The following is a 26,012-nucleotide window of genomic DNA, read 5'->3' as shown; positions in this document are numbered from 1 at the left end:
ATCTACATTGAAGATAAAGAAAATCAAAGAGATAGCCTATGGACCTTAACTTGTTAAAAACGTTTGATGCAGTCATGAAGTCAAAAAGCGTCAACGATGCTGCTAGCGCTTTAAACATCACTGCGCCCGCCGTGAGTCACGCACTCAACAAGTTAAGAGATCAATACCAAGATCCCCTATTTGTTCGTCAAGGCAGAGGTATCGTCCCGACGAATTTCGCGATTGAGCTACACGCAGAAATCAAAGAGCCTTTGAGCCTATTGATCAACGGTTCGAAATCTCGTCAAGAATTCACGCCAGAAACCAGCCAACGCACTTTTCGAATCTCTAGCCATAAAGATATCGATTTAATGCTCGTGCCAGCCTTAGCGAAATACAAATCTCAGCATGCGCCCTTGGTTTCTATTGAAGCGGATGTGGAACACTTGAACGAACAAGACCGTCAAGACGACTTAAGACGCCGACGCGTGGATGTGATTCTTGCGACCGTGCCTTTGACGGATCATGGTTATCACAATGAATTGCTGTTTGAACAGGAACTTATGGTAACGGTAAGCCAAGATCACCCTCGTATTCAGGACGAGCTCACGTACGACGACTTCATGCGTGAATCACATGTAACTTGGCGAACACAGCGACTCAACACCAACGCTTTAGACTCTTTGATCATCGAAGATACTCTGCCCCCGAGACAAGTGGCTTACTCCACCGGCTCGACCATGACAGCGCTTCAATTAGTGTCTCAAACCGATTGGATATGCGTCACCTCGCGTTGGTTCTCTGACAACTTGGCGAACAGCCTCGGATTAAACGCTTTCCCTCTGCCTTTTGAAGCCAATAAGGTGCCTATTTACATGACTTGGCACCAATCACAAAAGAGCGACAAAGGGCATGAATGGCTGAGGAATGCAATTAAACAGGCGGTCGCTCAATCCATTGACTAACAGACAAATAATCACGAACATCCATAGAACAAGGGCGAAGCCTGCTGCTTCGCCCTTGTTGCTATTAGCCTTCGAATAACCAGTTTTGCCAACTCTGCATTCTCAGAATCACTTTACGTACGATACTGAACATTTCCCATTTCGGTGAGTACACCGCAACATGTGCATCTGTGCCGGATGGCAATGGCATGTCTTTTACCAAGTCTGGATTATCCAGTTCCACTTTCACTAAGATTCGACCACCAGCAGGAATTTGTTCTGGGTACTTCATATTGCCTGATGGTGATACCGCGCCTTGAGCAAAAATGTCATTCACTTGTGTCACATGCGCCTTGTAAGCATGACCGGGAATGGTATTGAAGGTCACTTCCGCCGGATAACCGACTTTCACGTATCGTGCTGGCGCTTGTTTAAATGCAGCAAACAGTTGCTTGTCTTCTTTGTGGACGAAGGTCAGGTTGCCTTGAAACGGCACAATGCGACTCTTCATCCCCGGACGCAGCGCCACTTGCGTGACATAGCCATCCGTTGGTGCGGTGACGGTGGTTTTGCCTAGTTTAAACTCAGCAACAGCTAACTCTGATTGATATTTGCTCTTATTTGCCTTTTGTTCCAGCAATTGGTTCTCAATATCGTCCACTTTCTCTTGAGAAGAATACCCCTTACGCCCTAACTTTTGGTATCTCTCCAGCTCCGCCTGATAGAAATCAATCGCTGATTCGGTACGACTGATATCACCTTGAATACGGCTCACTTTATCTTTGAACGGTGTATCGTCAATTTGATAGAGAGGGTCACCCGCTTTCACTTGTTGGTTTCCTTGCACATACACTTGAGTAATTATACCTTCTACCTGAGAAGTGATTGGTGTCGTCACACTGTACAAACGCGCCATGCGAGAAACGGGTTGATACATTGCCATATAGAGAAAAATCCATCCCACGATGAACATGCCAATAACGGATGCCGTGGTGAGTGTCCACTTGGTTTTAGGTACACGAAATACTCGAAATACGATAACGCACAGCGCTACGTAACTTAGGATGATAAGAGTTTCCATTATTCGCCCCCTCTCGCTTGCTCAAGTTGATTGATACGAACCAATAGTTGCTCATAATCTTGTTGAGATACCGAAGGCTTAGCACCTAACCAGTTTTGCTTCTCTCCGTCGTACATGGCTGCCCATATCCAAAGAAACGGCCAAATCACATGAAGAAAGAACAAGCTCACCCAACCGGCAATATGAATCGCATCGGCATGGGGATGGTTGCGCTTTTTTGCAATTTCGTAGGGGATATCATGTAGGGCTATCAATCCAAAAATCAAAATTAACAGCACCACAAATAAGATCGCCAGAGAGGCGTAGTCCAACATTAAATTCATTGTGGAAGCTCCTAGTTTAAGACGCTTTAGACGTTTAAGACGATCTAAACAATGCTAAAACGTAACTGAGTGATGACTTTCCTTAAGCTTGTCGCTCCATCGCAATGAAGAAATTGTAGGATGAGGCTTACATCAGGACTATTGATTCCTATTTAAATGACAGTTTAGTGATATTTAATTGTCTATAAAATCATCAAGTTAGACCTCTATACCCATTCAAATCCTGAATGATTTCAGAATAAGCAGAACAGGATCGAATCTAGCTTTCTACAGGCAGAAAAAAAGCGATACCAACATTGATATCGCTTTGGATAAGGTTGCAAGACCAGTAAATAATCCGAAAAAATCGATTGGACCCCTCCATCTCTCTAAACGGGTATTAATAACCCGGCACAAGCAACAAACCTAAATCACTTTTTCATCTGGTTATTGACCCAAACAAGTGTCACCCATACGTGCAGGCGCAATCTGGTCCAGGACTTTGTTTAACGCTTTCCAATCACTCGCCATCTTATTTGCTTGTTCCTGTGTTAGTACTGCTCCATTTGCTGCAATACGGTCATGCTCTACTTTGGTATAGTGGAAGATTGTCATATCTACTGCTTTGTCATCTTTGTAGGCATTCTTCATATTGACGACGTTCTTCTCACTGTCATCAACAAACACAACGTCACTAAAGCTTTGATCTGTCTTATCTAAAATGTACTCAAGCATGGTGCCTTTGTTCATACCTGTGGTCATCATTATGCCATTGATGTAGCTCAGCGGGCGCTTGGGATTATCGATATAGATAGGCAGTGCATCTGAACCTTTCTCTTTAAGCGCAGTGCGTGTCATATCAAATTGATTACGCATCATTTCACGCTCTGTGGCGTAACGATAATTTGGAGAACGAGACGTTAGAGCCATCACCGTTAGACCATCATCTTGCCAGCCGCGCAACATCGCAGGCACGCCATTTTCGATGGTTTTCATCGGTACTAGCTCGTACAGCATGCCGATAGAGTCTTGAAAAAGACAATCGACTTTATCGCCATCTTTCGGCTTCACATCCAATTTACCGCGTTGCCATTGGTACCAAATATCGCCCCCAATATCGGAAGTCGAAGTCAGCAAAGTATTGTCGATATCAACCACGATCAGTGGATTTTTCCCTGCTTCTTTCAGCTGATTTACTTTAGCCGCAACATCGTTAAAGTTGTTGGTATCTTTGACCTCCACATCTGCCATTGCGTTAGTTGCGAATGCCAGTGCGCAAAATAGAGCCACTTTTTTTAGCGTCATAGTATTTCCTTAAGTTGATTCTTTCCGAATAACTCGAGCTTTTCAATATTAATTACGTTATAACATAACAAAAATATCGTAACTTTTTGTTACATTCCAACTATATAATTGATATCCATTACATAAATGAGAGCACGGTTTCGTTTTAACGCTCTTCTCGTCGGAGTTCTGTGTACGCAAACCATTATTCAACATCATTTGTAATCGTCGTAAAGTAAGAGACAAAAAAGAGCAGAGACGAATCTCTGCTCTTTTGCCTACGCTTAATGCATAGTGTGATAGTAAACGCTTCTTCCCGACAAATTAGCGCTGTATTCACTTCTGTATGCGTTATTTCTTCGCGTGGAACATCGCTTGCCCACTCTTATCTTTGTTCGACCAAAAATTGATGTTGAACTGAGCATCATCGCTCATCTCAATTCGGTGCCAATATTGCGGAGGACTGGTAGCAAACTGACCTGCATTAATCACCACCACCAATTCTGCTTCTGTGGCATTTTCATCAGCAAAGCCGTAGTAAGTCACTTGCCCTTCCATGACACACAGCTGCCCAAACACACCCTCAGCGGTATTATGATGAGTCAGTAGCGCTGGTGGCACATTGTCTTTAGTGAAGAAAGGCGTTGAACGTTGAACAGTCCAGTCTTTAGGAATTCGTAAGTGCGACATAATGATACCCTCTCTAATTACAATTCTTTTCGTTTAAATCGGTTAAGCCTGACCGGCTTGAGACAACTCTCGAAGTAATGGAAATGCTTGGCTGACTTGTTCGCCCGTCACGACGAAGCCCTTGAGTCGGCTATTTTCATCTTCAGCCTTTGCGGCAATACCAGTTTGAGAAATCTGCACGCTCCAGTTCGTCACCGAACTAAAATCGCCCGCTAATTGAATTGGGTAGCTCGGCGTTTTCACCTTTACCATCATAGGTGGTAGTTTCAACTCTGCTTCTTGCCCCAGTAGCTGTTTGCCTAACACATTGGCACTTAGCACGATCGGTTGGAGATACGGCATCATTCGACCTTGGATCTCGGCGCAATCGCCTAATGCAAATACATTGGCTGCTGATGTCTGTAATCGAGCATCCACCTTGATGCCTTTATTGACGCACACCCCACAAGCCTTCGCTAACCAAGTGTTAGCACGTAAACCCGCCGCTGAAATCACTACATCGGCTTCGATTGCATTACCTTTGCTCACGCTTGCTACCAGCGAATCATCTGAGTGATTGATCGCGACAACCCCAGTATCCAAAGCAAGTTGAATACCTTGCTGCTTAAGTTGGTTTTCGAGCGGTAATGCGACGAATTCAGGAATCAGGTTAGCGAGCAAACGGGGATTTGGCTCAACCACCGTAACCGCTTTACCACTGGTCGCGAGATCCATGGCAATCTCGACGCCGATCAACCCACCACCAATCACTAAAACACGTTTCGCACGGCTAATTTTCTCTTCTGCCAATTGGTATTCTTGGAGTGAATTTAACGTGATCACCTCAGATGCCGCATTGCCTGACATCGGTGGCACAAAGGCTCTCGCACCTGTCGCAAATACCAATTTGGAGTAAGGATAGACTTGACCATTGACTACCACTTGCTGAGCTTGCACATCGACATGCTCAATCATGGTATGGGCAAATAACTCAATGTTGTGTTCCTGTGCAAACGCTTCTCCACTCTTAACCACTAGGTCCTGGGCGGTTTGCTTATTGCTAAATACATGACTCAAATCAGGCTTGTTGTATTCCGCGCCATCATCAGCAGTAAACACTTGTAGCGGAATATGTGCGTCCATTCGACGCACTGTTTTCACCAATTGGTAAGCCGCAAAGCCGCTACCAATAATCACAATAGGAGCTTGCATATTCGCCCCCTTACCCGTTGTATTCGACAAAAACGTCTTTACCCAAGTGGCATTCTGGGCACAAGAAGTAATCTGGCACTTCAGTCCAAGCCGTACCTGGTTCAACACCTTGATTAGGCTCACCTTTAGCTGGGTCGTAAACCCAATTGCAAACCGTACAAACCATGCATTGACAATCTGCAGGATGCGCCTCGGTACTAGGGTTACTAGGAGCAACATCTACCACAGCTTGTGTTGCTACTTGTGCAGTGGGTTGTGATTGAACTTGTGGTGCAGACGCAGCAATCGCCGGAGAAATAACAGGACTTGTCAGGTCATGCTTTGCCCACAATTTCGCGATGTTTTGACCATGTTCGCGACATTCTCGCATCGCTTTACCATCTGGTCGCCATTTGGTTTTCAAGCTCACCGCCGTTTCAAAGCCTGCGTCAGTCAATCGAGCATGGATACGATCCACCGCACCACCGTTCCAACCGTAGCTACCGAACGCAGCGGCTTTCTTCGCTTTAAAGCGCAGACCGGTAATTTCTTCTAACATGCCTGCGATCTTCGGCATCATGACGTTATTCATGGTAGAAGAACCAACCAAAATGCCTTTTGAGCGGAATACATTGGCGAGAATTTCATTCTTATCATGCTTAGAGACATTAAAGACTTTAACCGCCACACCAGGGTCGACATCGTGAATGCCTTGCGCAATGGCATCGGCCATCATTCGAGTGTTGTTTGACATAGAATCGTAGAAAATCGTAATGCGATCTTCTTGATAATTGTCTGCCCACGCCAAGTATTGCTCGATGATTTGAACCGGATTATCGCGCCATACAATACCGTGTGACGTTGCGATCATGTCGACAGGCAAGTTGAAGCTCAGTACTTCTTTGATTTTAGCGGTTACCAAGCTGCTAAATGGCGTTAGGATGTTTGAGTAGTAACGCAAACACTGCTCCATCAATTCATTTTGGTCCACTTCATCATTGAACAGACGTTCATCGCAGTAATGCTGACCAAATGCGTCGTTACTGAATAGCACCGCATCGCCCGTTAGGTATGTCATCATGCTGTCCGGCCAATGTAGCATTGGCGCTTCCACAAACACCAGTTGCTTGCCATTACCGATATCGATACTGTCGCCCGTTTTTACGGTTTTGAAGTTCCACTCGGGATGGTGGTGATGACCAACGATGGAGTCAATCGCCGCTTCTGTACAGTAAATTGGCGTGTTCGGAATCTTCTCCATCAATGCAGACAATGCGCCCGAGTGATCTTCTTCTGCATGGTTTACCACGATAAAGTCGATAGACTTAAGGTCGATTTCCATCTCTAAATTTTGGATGAATTGTTGACTGAATCGATGATCGACCGTATCAATCAGTACGGTTTTCTCTTCACGAATTAGATAACTGTTGTAGCTGGTACCTTTTGTCATTTTGTATTCTGTACCATGGAAGTCCTGAACTTCCCAATCGCGCTGACCTACCCAATGAATGTTGTTTTTTACGTGAATTGTCATAATTACTACCTTGAATGACGAAATAAATAAGAAGAACTGACTTTTATATAGCATCGGGCATGCCAACTTTTTACTTCCTTTATTTTCAACAAGTTAAAACAAAACCAACAATAAAGACTGTCATTACGACACAGTTGAAAATTGTCATTAAGACACTACAATAGTCATATTGACACAATTGGTATTGGTTATGACTTCTTTAATCGCGCAGTGGCTACACATCACGCAAGACCTTAACTCGGCACTCACTCAGCAAGCTCGTTTTGATACGTTGTTGACCACGATTCGAGAGGTATTAAAGTGTGACTCTTCGGCCCTTCTTTTGTATGAAGATCAGCACTTTAAGCCATTAGCGATCAATGGTTTGGCAGAAGAAGTGCTGGGACGCCGTTTCTCCATTGAGCAGCACCCAAGGTTAGAAGCCATTGCCCGAGCTGGCGACATCGTGCGCTTTCCCTCTGACAGCGACTTACCTGATCCTTACGACGGCTTGATTCCAAACCACGATGACAAACTGCATGTCCATTCCTGCATTGGTTTACCTTTGCTGATCGACGATCAACTCATTGGTGCTATTACGATTGACGCCTTCGACCCCAACCAATTTGATGGGTTGCGTAACCAAGAATTACGTTTTGTTAGTGCATTAGCCGCAGGTGGCTTACATACAGCTCTACTGTTAGAGCAACTAGAAACTCAAACGAGCCTGCCACGTGATTCCTACGCCGAAAAACGCACCTTGAGCAACGAAATCATTGGCAACTCTCAGGGGATGAAGAATCTTCAAGAACAAATAGATGCAGTCGCCGATACCGAGTTGTCTGTACTGATCATGGGTGAGACTGGCGTGGGTAAAGAATTAGTCGCCAGCGCTATTCACCATCGCTCCAATCGTTCCAGCAATACCTTGGTTTACCTCAACTGTGCGGCTCTGCCTGAGTCCGTAGCAGAGAGCGAACTGTTTGGGCACATCAAAGGCGCATTTACGGGCGCAATCAGTAATCGTAAGGGTAAATTCGAACAAGCAGATGGCGGCACACTGTTTTTGGATGAAGTCGGTGAACTGTCATTAGAGCTACAAGCCAAGTTACTTCGAGCCCTACAATACGGCGACATCCAACGAGTGGGTGACGACCGTCATATCCGAGTCAATACACGCATTGTCGCCGCCACCAACCGTATTTTGCATGAAGAAGTCACCGCTGGGCGTTTTCGAGCCGACTTATATCACCGCCTAAGCGTCTTCCCACTTCATGTGCCACCTCTTCGCGAACGCGAGGATGATGTTGTGTTGCTGGCGGGCTTCTTTGCTGAACACTTGAGAAGTAAGCTCGGATTGAACAGCATTCGCTTGTCCCCTACGCTCGTTCACGCACTTAAGGATTATTCGTGGCCAGGCAACGTTCGAGAACTCGAACATGTCATCAAACGGGCTGGAGTTTTGGCAAAAGCACGCACCCATTCCATGGATATTGAGTTAGTCGAACAAGATTTTGATATTCGAACGCCGAATCAGAACATCAAGAACGTTGAAGAAACGAAACAAAACTCTCGCTTAGAGCTGCCAGAAGGCGGATTAAAACCAGCCACAGACGCATTCCAAAAAGCGATGATTGTTCGAGCACTGGAAGAGAACCAAGGTAACTGGGCAGCAACGGCACGTCAACTTGAGCTGGATAACGGTAATTTGCACCGTTTAGCAAAACGCTTAGGAATAAAATAAGGATTGAGTAAAAAGCATGTGAGATGGTGGAATTCCACAAGAAAATCGTTTTCGCTTATGTCAAAATGCGCCATCTCAATCGACAAGTCATAACGTAATGAATTTTCAAGCTGCTATTTTTGACATGGATGGTTTACTCCTCGATACGGAACGTGTGTGCATGCGCATTTTCCAAGAAGCGTGTGAAGCACAAAACCTCCCATTCTATAAAGACGTTTACCTTTCAATCATTGGTCGCAATGCAGCCGGCATTGAAGTGATTTTCCGCAAAGCTTATGGGGATGATCTTGATCGCTTACACAAAGAATGGCGCGACCGATACGATGCGGTAGTTAAACACCAAGCCATTCCGGTCAAAGAAGGAGTGATTGAGCTACTTGAATGGTTGAAAGATCAAGGGTTACCCATTGCTGTTGCCACTTCTACAGCAAAAGAAGTGGCGAAAAAGAAGTTGGAATTGGCAGGTTTGAGCCAGTATTTCGACAACTTAACTACCGGCTGTGAAGTTTCACACGGTAAACCCGATCCAGAAATTTATTTGCTTGCGGCAAGTCGTTTAGACATAGAACCAACCAAATGTCTCGCCTTTGAAGATTCAAATAATGGCGTTCGTGCTGCTGTTGCTGCCAACATGGTAACTTTCCAAATCCCAGACCTCGTTGAACCTTGTGAGGAAGTGCGTGGATTTGGTCATGCGATCGTTCCTTCACTGCACCACGCTCTCGCTGAGTTAAAGCAAGGCTAAGCAATTTTTGCTCATTGAATTAACGCAAAACGCTCCAACTTTCGGAGCGTTTTTTGTGAACAAAATTTACCCAACTTTACACTGGCATGTGTAGTTCTATTCACAACATTAATGGATAATCGTTCGCATAACCACAAAGAAAAAGAGGATTATCTTATGCTCAACAAAACGCCTTTAACTTGGCAAACTATCGCTTTGCACTGGGTAACTGGACTCGCTTTTATTGGTGTGTTCGCACTTGGTTTATACATGGTGGATTTACCACGCAGCCCAGTAAAATTCGAATGGTACGGGATTCATAAATCGCTAGGCGCTATCCTTTTAGTTATCGCTCTTGCTCGTCTAGTGTGGCGCTTAAAAGAAGGCGCTCTACCACCAGCTTCTGAGATGCCAGCATGGCAAGATAAAGCAGCCAAGGCAGTCCACGGTATTCTACTGTTAGCCACCTTAGCAATGCCTATCTCTGGTATTGCTATGAGTGCTGGCGGTGGTCGAGCTGTTGATATTTTCGGGTGGGTGATCATCGCAGAAGGCGCAGAAACACCTTGGCTGCAAGAGCTTGGCTCAACGATTCATCACTCTGCGGTAGAAGTGCTCATCTTAGTGTTTGTTTTGCACGTTGCTGGCGCTATCAAACACCAAGTGATCGATAAGGATGGCACCATCTCACGTATGCTTGGTCGCAGCTAATCTTCTTAACTTTATAAGAAAAAACGCCACTTAATGCGAATTAAGTGGCGTTTCCATTGAATATTATTCAGGCTACTTTTGCTGTTCTGCCAGTTCAAGCTCCCAATAAGGCGGTTGACCGTAATACTCCGCGAAATAGTCAATAAACGCTCTAACTTTAGGGGCGATCAGGCGAGAGCTCGGGTAGACCGCCCAGATACTCGCATTCATCACTAATGGATAGTCTTGTAATATTTCGACTAACTCGCCTTTTTGTAGCTGTTTGTATACACTCCAAATCGAGTTAATTGAAACCCCAAGCCCATCAATGCAAGCATCACGCATTGCATCACCATTGTCGGTTCTAAAGCTGCCAGAAGCGCGCATCGAGTACTGCCCTTCTGGGGTTTCAAATACCCAGTTCTCCAAACCAGCCAAAGTCACACATTCATGATTTACAAGCTCTTCTGGCGATTGAGGTGCGCCATGCTGCGCCAAATACTCCGGTGACGCGACAACAATACGACGATCTGGAGCAAGTTTGCGTGCCACCAGAGACGAGTCTTTGAGCTCGGCAAGGCGAACAGCAACATCGAAGCCACCTTCCACCATGTCGATAATCGAATCGGAGAAGCGAAAATCAATGGTCAGCTCTGGGTACTTTGCCATAAACCCTTTAAGTGCTGGCACTAAATGCAAGCGCCCAAAAGATGCAGATGCGGTGACTCGTAACGTCCCTGTTGGCGCCTTGTGACCAACACCTACAGCACCTCGTGCCGCTTCAACCGTTGCCAACACTTCTTCAGCATGAGGTAAGAATGCCTGCCCCTCTTCTGTTAACGAGACCTTGCGCGTGGTTCGATGTACGAGGCGCACACCCAAACCTTCTTCCAATTTATTAATATGGGCACTAGCAACCGCAGGAGATAATCCCAGCTCTTGTCCCGCCATACTGATATTGTGGGTCGATGCTAAACGAACGAAAAGTTTTAGATGTTCTATGTTCATTTCATTTTCAACTTATTCTATAAAGTCTGAGGTTATTAATGATTATTTTCTTCCCACACAATAGTAAAGCAATCAATTTGAAGCAAAGACTTTTAGAAGAAACTGATAGGTAAATAGAAATCTAACTCGAAGACTTCTTCGTGATTAAGAAAATGGTTTTTATGATAGTGCACATAAGCAGGTGTCGAACGTTGCTTAAAACCAGAGTTAGGTAACCACTTTTCCAATACCATGCTGATTTGCGGCAAAAGCTCACCATAGACGCCTGTTAATCGGAACACCGCGTGTAAGCCACCTGGAATGGTCATTTGATTCACCACACCACGGTATTTAAGCGGTTTATCAATCGCCATGCACGCGACATAGCGACACTTATCCAGCTCTACCCAAGCAGGGTTGGAATGGTGCAAACCATATTGAGTAGAGAAATCACGCTGCTCAGAGTTCGCCCACGCTTTCAGCACCAGCCACGCATTACGAATCGAACGGTTGTAACCTTCATGGCGAACGTACGCAGCAAAGCGTTGTGGAACTTCAATAATCTTTGGCTCTGGTAGAGTGCGCTTTGCGACTCGATGATACCCTGCTGCCACTTCCGGATCCTTCAAATACGGCTTTTCTGCCACATGAAGGTCATGCTTACGCCATGCTCCTGGAGACAATTCAAACGTCGCTTTAAAAGCACGACTAAAAGACGACACTGAGCTGAAACCACACTTATTAGCAATTTCCAATACCGACGATTTAGTATCAAACATCAACTGGTTTGCGGCGTATTCCATTCGCGTACGACGTATGTATTGATGAATAGACTCACCCACTACATCTTTAAATATACGGTGGAAGTGCTGTTCAGAATACGCCGCTACATCAGCTAGCTCTTTGGCGGATAATTCTCTACTGATGTCTTGATGAATATAGAACAGCACGTCATTGATTCTGGAAACCTGTTGCTGGCTCATAACTTATCGCTTTACTGAAATAGCATAAATGGACATGTTTAACAGCATAAATGGACACACCTTAGTTAGCAAATCCCATGTACTATCTTTCACATAAAATTAAAAAATACGAGAAACACAACACATGGAAATCGCACAGTCACTGCAACAAGTAAAGTCATCGTACATTCGTGAGATCCTCGCTGCCGCTAGCGATAAAAACGTCATCTCACTTGCTGGTGGTTTGCCAGATGAAAAAACCTTTCCTATCGAGCTGATGAAGCCAACATTAGAGAACTTGGCAAACATGCCTGAAGTTTTCCAATACGGTTCAACGGCAGGCTATGGACCACTACTAAACTTCCTAAACGGTTACTTCAAACTGCCTGAAACACACACTGCGATGATCACTACTGGCTCCCAACAAGGTTTGGATTTGATCGCACGTGCTTACGTGAATCCAGGTGACAAAGTCGTGATGGAAGCGCCAAGTTACTTGGGTGCCATGCAGGTGTTTGGTTTGGTTCAAGCAAACATCGTTACCGTTTCTCAAACAGAATTTGGTCCAAATCTTGATGAGCTGGAGCAATGCTTCGCTAAGCAACAACCGAAGATGTTCTACGCCGTGCCAGATTTCCATAACCCAACAGGTGTTTGCTGGGCACTGGAAACACGCCAAAAGGTTGCGGAGCTTTGTATTCAATACAACGTGGCTTTCATTGAAGATGCACCATACCGCGAGTTACGCTTCTCTGGTGAAGTTCTGCCTTTGGTATCTGACTTCTGCCCACAAAACTCTATCGTGTTGCGTTCTTTCTCTAAGATCGCTTCTCCGGGTTTACGAATCGGTGTTGTAACGGGTAAAACCAGATACCTAGAGCCACTGATTAAAATCAAACAGGGTGCAGACCTGCATTCTAGCGTGCCTATGCAAGCTCTGTTGCACGGTCTATTGCAACACGATAACTTTGCAACCCACATCTCTACTATTTGTGAGCTATACAAATCGCGCTACGACGTGATGTATGCAGAATTAGAAAAACAGCTTCCGACAAGTTGTGTATTGAAACCGGTTGATGGCGGCATGTTCGTATGGGTGGAGATTCCAGAGTGCGATACGTTTGAGCTAGCGAAGTCATTGCTTGCGAACGGTGTAGCTGTCGTACCGAGCCCAGTGTTCTACCCAGAAGGTTCAGAAGTAAAAGCAGCGCTTCGCTTGAACTTCACCAACGCAACACCTGATGAACTCAGAGTTGCCGTAACCCGTTTAGCTGATGTACTGAACGCGCTGTAATACGAATTCCCCTTTAGAATCCAATCACCTGCCTTTGGGATGCGAATTAAGTCCCAAAGGCAGCAGTATAAAAAGTTCCCTAAAAAATTTATTTTTTTCTCTCAAAATCAACTCTCTAGCTTAAGTGTCTGTTTTCGCTTGATCCTCGCACTATCGCAAAAAATAGATCTCGATCACGTATTTGAAGCTTGGAAAAGTTACGTCTATCTTTCAGAAAAAAGACATCGCCCTTGCAGCATCATCTGCGAGTTCAAACACTTTTGATCGTGATGGCTTATCACCATCGAAAGTCGAGCTGACACCATCAGCAATGTCGTCTTGTGAAGATGAACGTGGTGAGGACGCAATTACAACCATTCTGAATGTCGCTATACCAATCCGCGATTGGTCTTATACACGTCGGCTTAGCGCATCATATTACAGAGGGGTTTATCAGGATGAACAATCGACCATCGAAAGGACTCGTCTTCACGGGCTTGTCCGCCATGCTTTCTCTCGCAGCCATACAAACAGCGCATGCGGGCAATTCACCAAACTGTAGCGACGTACTAGCGGGTAACAAGACCGCCGCTTCTCAGAAAATGACGATATTGCTGGGTGAAGACATCACCAAATCAAATCTAATCACTACTGTTGTCCCAGCAAAAAATAATCCGTTTGTGACCGAAGAGCTTGTCTCTGTCTCTAACAATGTTTCACCAAATGGACCGTTATCCAAGCAGTCATTAGAGGAAATCAAGCAAGTACGAGAAAACATCGAAAAAGCAGGCGTAGAAGTGAGTAAGCTTCAAGGGACTTTTGAAGTAGCGTTTGTGAGCCTTATTGACGGGCACTGCCAGTTCTCAACCAACCAACTCACTACGCATGCAAAAATCGATTTTGACCATTTAGAGGGGTTAACTGCATTTTCAATACCAGCTCTGCTAACAATGGTCGATAACTCTTATTCGATGGCAGAAAAACGTATTGCTGAAGAAGAAGCGAAGCTCGCAGAAGAAAAGGCGCGCCAAGAAGAAGTAGAACGTGAGAAAGAAAGACAGCAAGAGTTAGCGGCAGCCGCAGCAGCAGCTCGCTATCAAGACCCAAATGTTTTGGTTAAAGTTGAAAAGTTCGATGGCTCCAATGTGACCTTCTCTGTGACTAACCTATCCGCTGATGGTGAACTACAACCAAACTTCAATACGTTTAGAGCATACCAAACAGACAAAGGTGAACTTATCTACAAATCAGAATCCTTATTGAGCTTAGTGGACAGCGAGGGAAATGGTCTAACAACCGTGGGAATCGCTGAACTCGGTCCAGAAAGTGGAACTGTTCTGGTGATTGCTCCGGGAGAAACACGCACTTTCATTACCAGTATCGAGTCGGAAGTCGCATCCGAAATGAAGCTTAGCCTAGAATTTCCTGCGAAAGTGTTGAATACCGACGAAGCATTCTCGGTGTCATTTACTGATGCGGTCGCCATGGCAACGGCGGGCTTGAATTAGATAGCAAAATTGACGATTACACAAAAACAAAAGCAGACCTCAGGTCTGCTTTTATTAGTTCTGGCATTTATACGCGTTAGCGAACATTGTCACTGAGCTCGAAAAACCAAACGGTTGGTACAAATAAAGAGTGTCCCCCCCCAGTTCAGCAGCTTTGATACGCATTTGGTTCAGCGTTCCCCAAACCATATCTTTGTCCGCATGCAACCAGTAGTCATAGAAGTGACCTTCTGAACCGATCACTGTACCTAAATGTTGGCAGTTCGCGATTGCGTTTGCGTCATCCCAAATCACTTTTACTTGTTCAGACTCTTGTGTTGGGAACGTCACACAGCCAGTTAATAACGCTGCTAATGCTGCACCAGTCATTAACTTTTTCATAATTTCATCGCCTTAGAATTAAATCGTCTGCGGATTCTATTTATCGTTTAGACAATGACCAACAAATTATTTTTATGCTTTACATAACCGCTCGTTTAGGAGCTTTCTTAGGCTTCTTTAATGCACGCGCATCGCGAATGTTCAGCGTCATCAATGTTAGGTTCGTGAAACCAGCAAGCAACTCAACCAACTGAACAACATAGAAGGTCGTATCAAACTGATTACTTGCGGCTAAATGCTGCAAATAAATCGCCGCCGGAACCAAAATCAAGATGCCGTTCATCGCAACGAAAGGCATACGCTTTTTCTTTGCCGCTAGAGGTCCTTTTTTCACATTCGGAGCCATCTTTGATCCGGTTATGCCGGCTGCTGCCATAAGAGGGACAACTGCCCAAATCGCGTACGAGATATAAGTTTTAACCGCCAAAATTGTGTGATGATCACCAAACAACTCAACCGCGACTGTACTGGTGAAAAAGCTCATGATGAGCAGGTATGCACTAATAGAGGTGATTCGATGAGCAAAGCTGAGTGTCTTTTTCATAGCGATATTCTCTTTTCATGTTGTTGGGACTCACGGTACAAAAAAGATTACACAACAATCATTGCATACGCAACACTTGCACCTGAAATAAAATCATTAAAATTTAGCTTAATTAAATGGATTTTTATTAAGTTTATGTTTTAGTTAATAATTTAATAGAAAACATAAATAACTAGGCGATTTGCTTTTTGACCAAATTAGAGTAAAACAGAGGAGTAAGCGGCAAGAGGGACTGAATTTGACTTCGAAAAACAAACTGATCCGTTACCAATCTAAAGAAGTAGCTGACGTATTCAGCAAAGAAGACGAGTTAATCAAGCTTGTTCAATCTGGTCAACTTTCTCAAGTATTACTGTTGTGGCAAGTCAAAAGCCCTACGCTAGTGCTTCCAGCAGGTAAGAAGTGGACAATTTCAGAGCAACTAGAACAAGGTCTAGCAGACTCAGGTTGGAGGCTGTTTTCACGTAAAACCGGCGGTGCACCAGTTCCACAGGTTCCGGGGATCATAAACCTCTCTCATATCTACCACTGGCCTGAAGGTCAACCTTACGACATTAAAAAAGCGTATCTCGACTTATGTTCCGTACTCGCCGTGTTTTTTAAACAGTTAGGTGTCAAAGTTGATGTGCACGCTACGCCAAACTCCTATTGTGATGGCGAATACAACTTAAATATTGATGGGAAAAAAGTGGTTGGGACAGCACAACGTGTCTTACTGAAAAAAGGCGGAGGACAAGTAGTGCTCTCTCAAGCCTGTATTCTCATAGATGCTGACGTAGAAAAAATCGTTGAACCAGTAAAGCTATGTAATCGCCTTTGCGGGCATAACGATGATATTCGTGGCGACGTTCATACTCCCCTATTCGACCATATAGAACAAAAACTAAGTGTTGATACGTTGTTTCAAACGCTGACTCAAGCGTTTTTGGATCACGCGAAGCGTTGAGTCTATTCGCGATATTCATCAAAAAAGGGAGCATTTGCTCCCTTTTATCATTTATTAAACTCATTAAGTTAAAAACGAACTTCCACTTCAACGCCCTCAATCCATCTCGTTTGCTCTACGGGTTCGTCAAAAGATAATGTGACTTTCAGGTACGCTGGTTGACCCTCAAATGGGCTTTGCAGCTCTTGGGGTAGCTTGTTAACCACTTCAACCGGCCTTGAAACTGTCGCAGATAACTTTTTACCGTCAGGGAAGATGACCTTCGCTTTGGTTCCTTTTTGGCTGTAATCCAGATACTTAGGGTTTAAAAATGCAGTAATGTCCGGTGTTACGTTCTGAGCTACCGTCAATAATGGTGCATTCTCTGTAACGCGCTGACCTTCATGAACATGAATATCCAAAACTCGACCACTAAACGGTGCTCTAAACGTCAAGCTCTCTTGTTGGGCACGCTTTACGACAAGCTCTTGCATTAACGCTCGATACTGCTGTGCAACCGGACCTGCCAATGTCAATTGCTCTCTATCACGTTTGGCATTGATGTAAGCTATTTCTTGGTCGCTCAATTGGCTATCAATGGCATTGCTCACGTTAACTACCGCAGCGTAATCCACTTCCGACACCTGACCTTTCTTTCTAAATTGGTCGTACTTTTGCTGAATTTGTTGCACCTTAGCGAGGCTTGTTTTGGCACTGGCTATCGCTTGCTGGTACAACTCATCAGTACTTTGAACCTTGTTATTGGACAACGAAACCAACTCTTTTTGTAAAAACTCGACTTCTTTGTTTAACGCACTATCTGCCAATAGAATTAAAGACTGCCCCTTGCCTACCTCGTCTCCAACATTCGCCGGAATCGGTCCAACAATTGCGGCTTGAGTCGCCGTTATCGTTAATGGATAAGAGGTCACGATACCGGGCGCAGTCACTAGAATCTGCGTCTTAAACAAGTAATAAGCCATAAATAACAGCGGGCTAATGACAATTGCCAAAATCAGATACCAACGAAGTCGATAACCACCACGCTTCGCCTGACCGTAGGCGACTTTCATGCCACTCTCAGATTGTGGCTTGTTCTTTTTATCTAAGTGAAAGTTAACTTTCATACTAAAACTTTTTGCCTCGTTTCAATACCCACCAAGGTGCCATGCTAGATTCTTCGTGACTGCGTCTTACTACCTCATTCACCATCGAAAACGCCGTTATTAGACGCATGAAAAACTGATAAACGGGGTATAGAAATAGCCATTTCGTAAATTTTAAGTCTTCTTTTCTTCTCTCAGACACCAGCCCGATATAAACAATAAATATAATTAAAGAGAGAAATAAATACGTTAAGTACAGCAACAGCATTAACGCTAAAACAAATTTAAGCGGATACGCTATAAGCATATACACGGTAAAAATAACAACTAACAAAGGTAATAAGACGTTTTGAACCACACCATAAGCGAGAGTAAATAGAAAATTACCCCACCCCAAAAGAGATGGTGATAATCCTTCATTGTGCTTACGCAAAAATAGGAAAAGCAAATCGCCATCCCACCTTAAACGCTGCATAACTAGCCCTTTTAAGGTATCTGGAACATCGGTATGCCCAATCGCATGTGTGGCAAAAGCTAATTTATTGTTTGGATAGCGTCGCTTATATTGTTTTAAACGCATGGTTAGATCCAAATCTTCTGCAGTATGCGTATCCCAGCCACCTACTTGTTTGAGTAAGTTTTTTCTAAAAGCCCCAAACGCACCTGAAATATTATTTAATACGCCCCATTTTGCCATCCCAGTTTTGCCTGCTTGCATGGACAACATGTATTCTAAGGACTGCATTTTTGTCAGAATATTGGCGTCATGATTTCTAACCCGTAACGCGCCTCCGCTTGCAATCACATCTTTCGATGTAAATTGTTTCATCATGGTAAACACCATGTCGTTATCAAAGGAGGTATCACCATCGACGTTAATCACAATCTCGCCCTGAGCAACAGATAAACCAGCATTAAGAGTCGACACTCGACCGCCACGTTGCCACTTTGGAATAACCCGTACTTTGCGATTGCGGACGCCAGCGTGACGTAGTTCTCCGTTCAACGCCGCTTGGTAAGTATCTTGGTTCTGTACCGCGCCATCTACGACGGCGAGAATTTCTATGTGACCCGGATACACTTGTTCAACTAAAGTGTCGATGGTGATTCCAATCGCATCCCCTTCGCCATAACAAGTGATGACAAAACTGATCGATGGAAACTGCGTCAACTCAACGTCTTCCTGATCATACGACCATCGAAAAATGCCCGTTAATACCAACAGGTACAAGGGCAGTTCGATAATAATCATGACCGGGAATAGCAGTAGCCACAGCTCTTCATTGTGCAGCAGCATCCCGCGAAGATAATCAAGCAGAACAAGACTATCTTGCAGCATAAATATCACCAACCAGTGTTTCTAACCATACCGCTACGCCATCTTCAATACTTGCTTGAGGAAGTGCCCATGAGAAGACATTGAGTTCAAACTCTTCATCTTCAATTTGGCTTCCCAGTACCGAGAGTTTGTTCTGCAATACCGATAAGCTAGACGTTTCGGTATTCGGCATGAGCACCAGCAACACATCTTGCTTAAATTGGCAGCAGATATCCGTATCTCTGAATATCTCACTAAGACGCTTAGTCAGTTGATCCATCAAGGAGAAAAGCTTGGCGTCACCGTGCTGCTTTCCGTACTCATCTAAAGATGGAAGGTGTAACCCCAAAAGTAGGTGATGCTCTTTGTGGCGCATAGCGACTTTATTTAGCCACGCGAGTAAGTTCTGGAAGAAACTGTTCTCAACCTTACCTTTGATTGAGAGCTCAGGAGCTTGAGAGGACTTTCCGTGCTGGAATATGTATTCTCCTGCTTCACCTAAACGGTATTGGTACAGCTTGCGCACAACGAGATCATCAACCTTCATCTTCTCATCACAACTCAAGCATTGGCTCATCGTTGCTGCTTCAACAAAAAGATTAGAGCACTGATTACAAACGTGATTCTCTAGAGGGCGGTCGTAGTCCACACCAATGTGTCTTAGTTGCGTTAAACACTTTGGGCATTCCAACTTACCGCGGCGTTGAAATGACTGCTGCTCACCAACGTGACCACAAGTAAAGCAGTGGAGCGAACTCTGAGACTCAATGTCGATACTGCTGCATTGAGGGCAAACTTCAACGTAATTCAAGTGGCCGCTGTTGCAATGCGTACAGACACGAATACGATCCATCAGTTGTTCACTTTCTAAAATATCTCGTGCTTTCTCGGACAGCACGTAGCGATAGGTTGAGTAAATGTCAGGGTAAAACGCTTCTATCAGTGGATACGTATAAATTGAAGATGATTCAAGGCTTTTCATCGCCGTTAATCTGCGGTTTCTATTTATGCCAAGCCAGCCAATCAGCGGATCTAACGACGTCACTTGAGATACCGATTCAAGGCGGCTTCGCGAGCTTTGCCATGCTTTATAGGACGTCGTTAAATCAAAAGTGCCATCAGTAACACATCGAGAATATGGTGTTTCAATCGTGGTGTAGACAGCCCAACTCCATCGCTCTTGCTGTTGGTAAAAAGCTTTAAGTATTCCTTCAAGTTGCTTTGGTTCCGAAGCGTTTACACAAAACATACCTCCCATACCAGCAGGCAGTGCCTCTACGTCATTGATATACTCTACATTTTCAAGTTCGTATTCAGTTGGTTTATCCCCGAGCCAATAGAACTTTTCATTCTCAATTAACATGATTATTACTCACACAAATATTAGAACGACCTACTAATTAAAAATATAGAACCTTTACAGATCTTTTTTGAATAATTTAATCGACAGGAACGCAAAAAATGCCTTGAACCCGAACCGCTAAATGACGTGGTCAGGTAAACAGCAGTGAATTTATATAATTTTCAAATCAGGGCGTTACATAGCGGTACTTTCACGCTGGCACGCCGAAGCAGTCAATTAATTGACAGAAAGAATAACGTTGAACTTATAATAAAGAAATGAGGATATATATTTTAAATTAATACGAAGAAACGAGAACATTAAGGAACCTTTATTAAGCAAGCTGAATATCATTTATCTATGTGGTTTATGATCGCTCTTATTACCACTATATCTATTTATTTTAATAGCCGTTTCGGCGTTCAGCATTTAAGCACAGCAATTGGTCTCATTGTTAAGACGATTATTTCTATTTTTTCATCTTCACTTTACACACATGAAATCAATTAGATTAATTCTTAATTTTCAATTACAAAGCGTCGTTTTATCGTTTGCTATATTTTTGCTTTATAAATAGAAAGATAATTTAATTTGCATAACCAAATATTATAAAATAAAAAAGACACCTTTAAATTAATAAGCAACAATTACATTTAGCAACAGCATTCATATCTATGAAATGTGTTGTTAAGCCTCCCTCCTCTATCATCACGACCAAAAATGCCAAAGGTATGAGAGCTCTTCTTCAACGCTCAAATCGCTTGATTAACTCACTCAATTTCGAAATGAGATCTACCTCAAACATTTATCCATGACGGAAATAGTTGAAGCTAACGCCCAAAAGCCTCAGAATGTCGCACTTTTCGCGTCGCGCATAAAATCGACGCCTTGTTATCAAACTCGACAATTGAGAATCATACATATGGGTTTTACCTCGTTAGGTCTATCTGCTCCAATCCTTAAGGCTATTCAGGAAAAAGGCTACGACACCCCTTCGCCGATTCAGGCTCAAGCAATTCCTGCTGTTTTGGAAGGGAAAGACGTAATGGCAGCAGCACAGACTGGTACAGGTAAAACGGCGGGCTTTACGCTGCCAATTCTTGAACGTCTGTCAAACGGTCCACGCGTACGCGGCAACCACATCCGCGCATTGGTGCTGACACCAACTCGTGAGCTTGCTGCCCAGGTACAAGAAAACGTATTCATGTACAGCCGTCACCTACCTCTAACGAGTGCAGTGGTATTTGGTGGTGTGAAGATCAACCCACAAATGCTTCGCCTGCGTAAAGGTGCAGACGTATTGGTTGCAACACCAGGCCGCCTAATGGACCTATACAACCAAAATGCAGTGAAGTTCGACCAACTAGAAATGCTAGTACTGGACGAAGCAGACCGCATGCTTGACATGGGTTTCATTCGCGACATTCGCAAGATTCTTGAATTGCTACCGAAGCAACGTCAAAACCTATTGTTCTCTGCGACATTCTCAAACGAAATCCGTGAGCTTGCGAAAGGTCTGGTCAACAACCCTGTTGAGATTTCAGTTAACCCAGCAAACTCGACAGCACGCACCGTAGAACAATGCATCTACCCAGCAGACGTGAAGAAGAAAGCACCAATGCTGGTCAAGCTGATCAAAGATGGCGATTGGAAACAAGTATTGGTATTTACCAAAACTAAGCATGGCGCGAACCGCTTAGCCAAGTTCCTAATCGACCAAAAGATTACAGCAGCTGCAATTCACGGCAATAAGAGCCAAGGCGCACGTACTAAAGCTCTGGCTGACTTTAAATCTGGCGAAGTTCGCGTATTAGTCGCAACAGACATCGCTGCGCGCGGTATCGACATTCCTCAGCTTCCTCAAGTGGTTAACTTTGAGCTGCCAAAAGTAGCTGAAGACTACGTTCACCGTATCGGTCGTACCGGTCGTGCTGGTGAAGTGGGTAAAGCGATTTCTTTAGTATGCGCACTTGAAGCATCCGAGTTGTTTGCGATTGAACGTTTAATTCAACAACTGCTGCCTCGTAAAGAACTGGAAGGCTACGCACCAACTAACGTATTGCCAGAGTCGAAGCTTGATACTCGCCCTATCAAGCCAAAGAAACCGAAAAAGCCTAAGAAGCCAAAAGTAGAAGGTGAAAACGGTCAAACAGCTGAGAAGAAAAACAACGGCGGTAACAACAAACCAAAGCGTCGTTTCAACAGCGACAACAAAAATGGCAAGGGCGAAAACAAATCAGGCAAGGGCGAAAACAAATCAGGCAAAGGCGGCGCTGGTAAGCCAAAAGGCAACCGTGATGGTCAAGATCGCACAAACGACAAGCCAAGCGGTAACAAGCCGAATACCAAACAGCCTAATACGAACAAATCAGGCGCAAATAAAAATGGTAACGGTGGTAAACCATCAGGAAACCGCAAGCCTAACAGCGGTAAACCTGCGGGTGCAAAACCTTCAAACGGCAAACCGTCAGGCAACAAGCCATCAGGACAACGTCGCAAGCCACGTCCACAAGCAGCAAAATAATAAAAAACAGCCCCTCACAATGAGGGGCTGTTTTTTTGGGCAGTATGGCGAATAGCAAGCTTAGATTAATGCCATTCCATTTCACCACTTAGCACTTTCGCGCCCAGTTCAAGATCGCCTTCTGTCGCAGCAAACTGTGGGTACTTAGCCTTCATCGCTGCCGAAATCTCGCTTGATGATGGCTTGCTTGACTTTTCTAACGTCTGCTCAATGTCTGCGATGTAGTTTATAGTGAATTGAACACCTTCCACACCTTTCGGCATATCACCAAGGTAGTGTCCCGGAATCACGGTTTTTGGTTTCAGTGCTTTCATGCGCTCCAACGATTGAGACCATTGAGCACGCTCTTGTTTCGACTGAGTGTCCGCCATCCAAACATGAACACCACTGTAAACCGATACACCACCAAATACCGTTTTCTCCGCAGGCACCCAAAGGTAAGCATCATGAGTATTGATTTCTTTTACTTCAATGCGCTTACCTTCAAGCGTCAGGGTGGTGTCATTGAGCACAGTAGGCACAACAATTTTTGATGGTGCCCCCTCTTCCAAAATAGGTCCCCAGTACGCCAGTTTCGCGTCTTTTGTACGTTCGATATGTTTAACAACCGCTTCGCTCGCAACCACTTTTACATCAGGGAATGCAGCAACAATAGGCTCTAAGCCAAAATAATAGTCTGGGTCACCGCTGCTGATGTAAATCATCGACAGCTCTTTGCCACTGTTTTTAATCTGTTCCACCAATTTTTTTCCGTCTTTGACGCTAAATTGTGCGTCAAACAACATCAGCTCTTTTTCACCAGAAACAAGCACAGAGCTTGCAGGAAAGATCGCATTTTTACCGGGGTTGTAGTGGGTAATCGTTAAGTCCGCAGCCGACACATAGTTCGATGCCGCTAGTGCTGTAATCAGTAGAGTAATTGAACGCTTATTCATCATCTTATTCCGTATTAGAGAACCAACTCATGCGGCTCGTTTAGTGTTGAGGTCATCTTATTTGATTGGTTTTAGATGAAATAGACAGCAAATCAACTTTCACTATTGCGAAATCCGGACATATACTGTGACGGCGATTTTCTTAAGGTGAAGCAACAGAATGGACAGACTTGAGGCAATGAACGTCTTTGTCACGATCGTAGAGCGAGGAAGCTTAAGTGCTGCCGCTGAGCATCTCGATCTTTCGCGAACTAAAGTGACACGTTATTTAGGTGAGCTCGAAAAGTGGATGGATACTCGTTTACTCCACCGCACAACTCGAAGCCTCAGCTTAACCAGTGCAGGGAAAGAGACGCTTGAGATTGCACGAGAGCTACTTGCACTTGAAGAGTCCCTAAGCGGAATCCGAAACCAAAATCGAGTGAATCTAAAAGGTCAATTGCGTATTACCGCAAGCTATTCCATTGTGAGTAGCTTCCTCATTGATGCAATCACAAGCTTTGTTGAACAATGGCCAGATGTGGCGATTGATATTGTGTCGACAGATGAAACCGTAAACCTTGTGGAATCACGCATTGATCTTGCCATACGCATCACCAATGAGTTACCTGCTAATGTCGTAGCAAAGCAATTAGGTGAATGCCGCTCGGTGATATGTGCGTCCCCCAAATATATCGAACAAAAAGGCGCACCGTTAAACGCCCAAGATCTAGGACACCACAATTGTCTTTCCTTTAGCTATTTTGGTCGTTCCGAGTGGATATTCTCTGGACCAAACGGTGATGAATCAGTCTCCATCAAAGGCAATATCAGCGCGAATACCCCAGAAGTACTGCTTGCTGCCGCTTTAAATGGTAACGGAATCAGCTTACAGCCTTTCCCAACCGTGAAGGATTTGCTCACTGAGGGTAAGTTGATTCAGCTGTTACCAGAATGGCACCCAAAAACGTTAGGCGTTCATGCCATCTATGGCACACGTAAACAAGTCACACCGTTATTAAGAGCCTTTATCGATCATCTCTCCATTAGCATGTCGGAATCCAAGCGCTGGTGAGCACTTTTCCGCAAACGTCCTAACCTTACTCTCAACCTGTGTTAGTCTAGCGAAATCCGTGACTAAGATAGGTTGAGACGTCATCATGACATACGATGAATTTAATCAATTCTGTGGCTCATTCGCTGCTACTTCTCATGTTGTTCAATGGGGTGATGCGCACGTTTGGAAAGTCGGTGGAAAGGTATTTGCTATTGGTGGCTGGAGTAAAGACAAGCAGCCTGCATTTACGTTTAAGACTTCCCCTTTAAACTTCGATTTTTTAAGTGATTATGAAGGCTATATTCCTGCCCCTTATTTCGCAAACCGTGGTATGAAGTGGATTCAACAAACGGAAACCTCCGGACGCCTAGACGAAGAGCTAAAGTACTATTTATCAGAATCTTATCGATTAGTTGCACTTGGCTTGAGTAAGCGAAAACGCGATGAATTGGGCATTGAGCTGCCACCAGCCAAATCTTAAGGGTGAACATGGAAGATCTTGTTCAATTATTGCTCGCCGACCCTGAGCGTATGAAAGCAATGGAATGTGCTCGCTCACTGGCTTTACCAGATTGCTACATTGCTGCAGGCTTCGTACGAAATCTAGTTTGGGACCATCTTCATCACAAACCGCAGCCAACCCCACTCAATGACCTTGATATTGTCTACTTCGACCCAAATGAAATAGATGACAAGGCGGCGTTGATTTATGAAGCCCAGTTAACTGCAATGATGCCAGAGTTCAACTGGCAAGTACGTAATCAAGCAAACATGCACCTAAGGAATGGTGATAAGCCATACCAAACTACCTTGGATGCGATGAGTTACTGGCCAGAAAAAGAGACGGCGGTTGCTGCCAGATTGAACGAAAAGAACCAGATAGAGTGCATTTCAGCGTTCGGATTTGAGTCTTTGTTTAGAGGTTACCTGACTTGGAATCCAGAACGACCATTGGTTTTATTTCGACAGCGATTAACTCAGAAAAATTGGCTAACCATTTGGCCAAACCTAAAACTTGTACTCAAGTAACCTCAAGGTTCTCGGATATAT

The 26,012-nt window shown here is 44.4% G+C and carries 25 protein-coding genes; 11 read left to right on the top strand and 14 right to left on the bottom strand.

Going from position 1 to position 26,012, the window contains the following annotated elements; all coding sequences use genetic code 11:
• Nucleotides 1-38 precede the first annotated feature (38 nt).
• Entirely contained in the window at nucleotides 39-944 is a 906-nt protein-coding gene (locus VHA02S_RS13275) for a LysR family transcriptional regulator (protein WP_038899218.1), read from the top strand.
• A 64-nt stretch (nucleotides 945-1,008) separates the two neighbouring features.
• Here the strand turns inward: VHA02S_RS13275 and VHA02S_RS13270 are convergent, their stop codons facing one another.
• The 6 genes from VHA02S_RS13270 to norV all read right to left on the bottom strand — a co-directional run bounded on the left by VHA02S_RS13270 (nucleotide 1,009) and on the right by norV (nucleotide 6,984).
• Entirely contained in the window at nucleotides 1,009-2,004 is a 996-nt protein-coding gene (locus tag VHA02S_RS13270) for an HlyD family secretion protein (RefSeq protein WP_005451361.1), read from the bottom strand.
• Entirely contained in the window at nucleotides 2,004-2,327 is a 324-nt protein-coding gene (locus VHA02S_RS13265) for a DUF3302 domain-containing protein (protein WP_005451360.1), read from the bottom strand. The genes VHA02S_RS13270 and VHA02S_RS13265 overlap by 1 nt, the downstream gene beginning before the upstream one ends.
• A gap of 426 nt (nucleotides 2,328-2,753) precedes the next feature.
• Nucleotides 2,754-3,611, bottom strand: a complete 858-nt coding sequence (locus VHA02S_RS13260; protein WP_009697166.1) for a DUF2608 domain-containing protein — start codon at nucleotides 3,609-3,611, stop codon at nucleotides 2,754-2,756.
• A gap of 330 nt (nucleotides 3,612-3,941) precedes the next feature.
• Entirely contained in the window at nucleotides 3,942-4,280 is a 339-nt protein-coding gene (locus VHA02S_RS13255) for a TehB family protein (RefSeq protein ID WP_009697167.1), read from the bottom strand.
• 42 nt (nucleotides 4,281-4,322) lie between these two features.
• Nucleotides 4,323-5,471, bottom strand: coding sequence for an NADH:flavorubredoxin reductase NorW (gene norW / locus VHA02S_RS13250; protein ID WP_038899217.1), 1,149 nt, complete (start codon nucleotides 5,469-5,471; stop codon nucleotides 4,323-4,325).
• Nucleotides 5,472-5,481: 10 nt separating this feature from the next.
• Entirely contained in the window at nucleotides 5,482-6,984 is a 1,503-nt protein-coding gene (norV, locus tag VHA02S_RS13245; RefSeq protein WP_038899216.1) for an anaerobic nitric oxide reductase flavorubredoxin, read from the bottom strand.
• 190 nt (nucleotides 6,985-7,174) lie between these two features.
• Between norV and norR the strand changes: the two genes are divergently transcribed.
• The 3 genes from norR to VHA02S_RS13230 all read left to right on the top strand — a co-directional run bounded on the left by norR (nucleotide 7,175) and on the right by VHA02S_RS13230 (nucleotide 10,142).
• Nucleotides 7,175-8,707, top strand: a complete 1,533-nt coding sequence (gene norR, locus VHA02S_RS13240; RefSeq protein ID WP_038899215.1) for a nitric oxide reductase transcriptional regulator NorR — start codon at nucleotides 7,175-7,177, stop codon at nucleotides 8,705-8,707.
• A 97-nt stretch (nucleotides 8,708-8,804) separates the two neighbouring features.
• Nucleotides 8,805-9,452 (top strand): HAD family hydrolase, encoded by a 648-nt coding sequence (locus VHA02S_RS13235; RefSeq protein WP_038899214.1) that lies wholly within the window; start codon nucleotides 8,805-8,807, stop codon nucleotides 9,450-9,452.
• A gap of 156 nt (nucleotides 9,453-9,608) precedes the next feature.
• A complete protein-coding gene (locus VHA02S_RS13230) occupies nucleotides 9,609-10,142 on the top strand; it encodes a cytochrome b (protein WP_009700145.1) in 534 nt (177 codons plus the stop codon).
• A gap of 72 nt (nucleotides 10,143-10,214) precedes the next feature.
• Here the strand turns inward: VHA02S_RS13230 and VHA02S_RS13225 are convergent, their stop codons facing one another.
• Both VHA02S_RS13225 and VHA02S_RS13220 read right to left on the bottom strand, forming a co-directional pair.
• On the bottom strand, nucleotides 10,215-11,129 hold the full coding sequence (locus VHA02S_RS13225) for a LysR family transcriptional regulator (RefSeq protein WP_029790113.1): 915 nt from the start codon (nucleotides 11,127-11,129) through the stop codon (nucleotides 10,215-10,217).
• 92 nt (nucleotides 11,130-11,221) lie between these two features.
• Nucleotides 11,222-12,091 carry an AraC family transcriptional regulator gene (locus VHA02S_RS13220; RefSeq protein WP_009697173.1) on the bottom strand — a complete coding sequence of 290 codons (870 nt, stop codon included), beginning with the start codon at nucleotides 12,089-12,091 and terminating at the stop codon, nucleotides 11,222-11,224.
• A 124-nt stretch (nucleotides 12,092-12,215) separates the two neighbouring features.
• On the opposite strand from VHA02S_RS13220, the gene VHA02S_RS13215 reads away from it, so the two are divergent.
• A complete protein-coding gene (locus tag VHA02S_RS13215; protein ID WP_038899213.1) occupies nucleotides 12,216-13,364 on the top strand; it encodes an aminotransferase-like domain-containing protein in 1,149 nt (382 codons plus the stop codon).
• Between the two features lie 437 nt (nucleotides 13,365-13,801).
• Nucleotides 13,802-14,851, top strand: a complete 1,050-nt coding sequence (locus tag VHA02S_RS13210; protein ID WP_038899212.1) for a hypothetical protein — start codon at nucleotides 13,802-13,804, stop codon at nucleotides 14,849-14,851.
• Nucleotides 14,852-14,905: 54 nt separating this feature from the next.
• Here VHA02S_RS13210 and VHA02S_RS13205 read toward each other — a convergent pair whose 3' ends face one another.
• Both VHA02S_RS13205 and VHA02S_RS13200 read right to left on the bottom strand, forming a co-directional pair.
• Nucleotides 14,906-15,232 carry a DUF4156 domain-containing protein gene (locus VHA02S_RS13205; RefSeq protein ID WP_038899211.1) on the bottom strand — a complete coding sequence of 109 codons (327 nt, stop codon included), beginning with the start codon at nucleotides 15,230-15,232 and terminating at the stop codon, nucleotides 14,906-14,908.
• Nucleotides 15,233-15,311: 79 nt separating this feature from the next.
• On the bottom strand, nucleotides 15,312-15,776 hold the full coding sequence (locus VHA02S_RS13200; protein WP_038899210.1) for a hypothetical protein: 465 nt from the start codon (nucleotides 15,774-15,776) through the stop codon (nucleotides 15,312-15,314).
• A 238-nt stretch (nucleotides 15,777-16,014) separates the two neighbouring features.
• Here VHA02S_RS13200 and VHA02S_RS13195 point away from each other — a divergent pair, with 238 nt between their 5' ends.
• Nucleotides 16,015-16,722 carry a lipoate--protein ligase family protein gene (locus VHA02S_RS13195; protein ID WP_038899209.1) on the top strand — a complete coding sequence of 236 codons (708 nt, stop codon included), beginning with the start codon at nucleotides 16,015-16,017 and terminating at the stop codon, nucleotides 16,720-16,722.
• Between the two features lie 68 nt (nucleotides 16,723-16,790).
• Here the strand turns inward: VHA02S_RS13195 and VHA02S_RS13190 are convergent, their stop codons facing one another.
• The 3 genes from VHA02S_RS13190 to VHA02S_RS13180 are packed head-to-tail and all read right to left on the bottom strand — an operon-like array spanning nucleotide 16,791 to nucleotide 20,488.
• A complete protein-coding gene (locus tag VHA02S_RS13190) occupies nucleotides 16,791-17,828 on the bottom strand; it encodes an HlyD family secretion protein (RefSeq protein WP_038899208.1) in 1,038 nt (345 codons plus the stop codon).
• Nucleotide 17,829: 1 nt separating this feature from the next.
• Complete coding sequence (locus tag VHA02S_RS13185; protein WP_017819371.1) at nucleotides 17,830-19,146, bottom strand: glycosyltransferase family 2 protein; 1,317 nt, start codon at nucleotides 19,144-19,146, stop codon at nucleotides 17,830-17,832.
• On the bottom strand, nucleotides 19,133-20,488 hold the full coding sequence (locus tag VHA02S_RS13180; RefSeq protein WP_038899207.1) for a TackOD1 domain-containing metal-binding protein: 1,356 nt from the start codon (nucleotides 20,486-20,488) through the stop codon (nucleotides 19,133-19,135). Before VHA02S_RS13180 ends, VHA02S_RS13185 begins: the two co-directional genes overlap by 14 nt.
• Nucleotides 20,489-21,389: 901 nt before the next feature.
• On the opposite strand from VHA02S_RS13180, the gene VHA02S_RS13175 reads away from it, so the two are divergent.
• Entirely contained in the window at nucleotides 21,390-22,991 is a 1,602-nt protein-coding gene (locus VHA02S_RS13175) for a DEAD/DEAH box helicase (protein ID WP_038899206.1), read from the top strand.
• Nucleotides 22,992-23,056: 65 nt separating this feature from the next.
• Here the strand turns inward: VHA02S_RS13175 and VHA02S_RS13170 are convergent, their stop codons facing one another.
• Nucleotides 23,057-23,926 (bottom strand): Vmh family MBL fold metallo-hydrolase, encoded by an 870-nt coding sequence (locus VHA02S_RS13170; RefSeq protein WP_050567835.1) that lies wholly within the window; start codon nucleotides 23,924-23,926, stop codon nucleotides 23,057-23,059.
• Nucleotides 23,927-24,086: 160 nt separating this feature from the next.
• On the opposite strand from VHA02S_RS13170, the gene VHA02S_RS13165 reads away from it, so the two are divergent.
• The 3 genes from VHA02S_RS13165 to VHA02S_RS13155 all read left to right on the top strand — a co-directional run bounded on the left by VHA02S_RS13165 (nucleotide 24,087) and on the right by VHA02S_RS13155 (nucleotide 25,991).
• The gene (locus VHA02S_RS13165) at nucleotides 24,087-24,980 is read left to right on the top strand and encodes a LysR family transcriptional regulator (RefSeq protein WP_009697182.1); all 894 of its coding nucleotides are present in this window, start codon (nucleotides 24,087-24,089) and stop codon (nucleotides 24,978-24,980) included.
• An 85-nt stretch (nucleotides 24,981-25,065) separates the two neighbouring features.
• The gene (locus VHA02S_RS13160) at nucleotides 25,066-25,443 is read left to right on the top strand and encodes an MmcQ/YjbR family DNA-binding protein (protein ID WP_009697183.1); all 378 of its coding nucleotides are present in this window, start codon (nucleotides 25,066-25,068) and stop codon (nucleotides 25,441-25,443) included.
• Nucleotides 25,444-25,451: 8 nt separating this feature from the next.
• Entirely contained in the window at nucleotides 25,452-25,991 is a 540-nt protein-coding gene (locus VHA02S_RS13155; RefSeq protein WP_038899204.1) for a nucleotidyltransferase family protein, read from the top strand.
• Nucleotides 25,992-26,012 lie beyond the last annotated feature (21 nt).

This window comes from Vibrio harveyi NBRC 15634 = ATCC 14126 = KCTC 12724 (assembly GCF_001591145.1).
Lineage (GTDB): Bacteria > Pseudomonadota > Gammaproteobacteria > Enterobacterales > Vibrionaceae > Vibrio > Vibrio harveyi.
Note: the sequence above shows the minus strand (reverse complement) of the source record. Positions and strands in the feature narration are given on the sequence as shown.

Bases quoted from the DNA above. Each gene is read 5' to 3' on its own strand.
- VHA02S_RS13275 (WP_038899218.1), top strand. From the start codon at position 39: ATGGACCTTAACTTGTTAAAAACGTTTGATGCAGTCATGAAGTCAAAA.
- VHA02S_RS13270 (WP_005451361.1), bottom strand. From the start codon at position 2,004: ATGGAAACTCTTATCATCCTAAGTTACGTAGCGCTGTGCGTTATCGTA.
- VHA02S_RS13265 (WP_005451360.1), bottom strand. From the start codon at position 2,327: ATGAATTTAATGTTGGACTACGCCTCTCTGGCGATCTTATTTGTGGTG.
- VHA02S_RS13260 (WP_009697166.1), bottom strand. From the start codon at position 3,611: ATGACGCTAAAAAAAGTGGCTCTATTTTGCGCACTGGCATTCGCAACT.
- VHA02S_RS13255 (WP_009697167.1), bottom strand. From the start codon at position 4,280: ATGTCGCACTTACGAATTCCTAAAGACTGGACTGTTCAACGTTCAACG.
- norW (WP_038899217.1), bottom strand. From the start codon at position 5,471: ATGCAAGCTCCTATTGTGATTATTGGTAGCGGCTTTGCGGCTTACCAA.
- norV (WP_038899216.1), bottom strand. From the start codon at position 6,984: ATGACAATTCACGTAAAAAACAACATTCATTGGGTAGGTCAGCGCGAT.
- norR (WP_038899215.1), top strand. From the start codon at position 7,175: ATGACTTCTTTAATCGCGCAGTGGCTACACATCACGCAAGACCTTAAC.
- VHA02S_RS13235 (WP_038899214.1), top strand. From the start codon at position 8,805: ATGAATTTTCAAGCTGCTATTTTTGACATGGATGGTTTACTCCTCGAT.
- VHA02S_RS13230 (WP_009700145.1), top strand. From the start codon at position 9,609: ATGCTCAACAAAACGCCTTTAACTTGGCAAACTATCGCTTTGCACTGG.
- VHA02S_RS13225 (WP_029790113.1), bottom strand. From the start codon at position 11,129: ATGAACATAGAACATCTAAAACTTTTCGTTCGTTTAGCATCGACCCAC.
- VHA02S_RS13220 (WP_009697173.1), bottom strand. From the start codon at position 12,091: ATGAGCCAGCAACAGGTTTCCAGAATCAATGACGTGCTGTTCTATATT.
- VHA02S_RS13215 (WP_038899213.1), top strand. From the start codon at position 12,216: ATGGAAATCGCACAGTCACTGCAACAAGTAAAGTCATCGTACATTCGT.
- VHA02S_RS13210 (WP_038899212.1), top strand. From the start codon at position 13,802: ATGAACAATCGACCATCGAAAGGACTCGTCTTCACGGGCTTGTCCGCC.
- VHA02S_RS13205 (WP_038899211.1), bottom strand. From the start codon at position 15,232: ATGAAAAAGTTAATGACTGGTGCAGCATTAGCAGCGTTATTAACTGGC.
- VHA02S_RS13200 (WP_038899210.1), bottom strand. From the start codon at position 15,776: ATGAAAAAGACACTCAGCTTTGCTCATCGAATCACCTCTATTAGTGCA.
- VHA02S_RS13190 (WP_038899208.1), bottom strand. From the start codon at position 17,828: ATGAAAGTTAACTTTCACTTAGATAAAAAGAACAAGCCACAATCTGAG.
- VHA02S_RS13185 (WP_017819371.1), bottom strand. From the start codon at position 19,146: ATGCTGCAAGATAGTCTTGTTCTGCTTGATTATCTTCGCGGGATGCTG.
- VHA02S_RS13180 (WP_038899207.1), bottom strand. From the start codon at position 20,488: ATGTTAATTGAGAATGAAAAGTTCTATTGGCTCGGGGATAAACCAACT.
- VHA02S_RS13175 (WP_038899206.1), top strand. From the start codon at position 21,390: ATGGGTTTTACCTCGTTAGGTCTATCTGCTCCAATCCTTAAGGCTATT.
- VHA02S_RS13170 (WP_050567835.1), bottom strand. From the start codon at position 23,926: ATGAATAAGCGTTCAATTACTCTACTGATTACAGCACTAGCGGCATCG.
- VHA02S_RS13165 (WP_009697182.1), top strand. From the start codon at position 24,087: ATGGACAGACTTGAGGCAATGAACGTCTTTGTCACGATCGTAGAGCGA.
- VHA02S_RS13160 (WP_009697183.1), top strand. From the start codon at position 25,066: ATGACATACGATGAATTTAATCAATTCTGTGGCTCATTCGCTGCTACT.
- VHA02S_RS13155 (WP_038899204.1), top strand. From the start codon at position 25,452: ATGGAAGATCTTGTTCAATTATTGCTCGCCGACCCTGAGCGTATGAAA.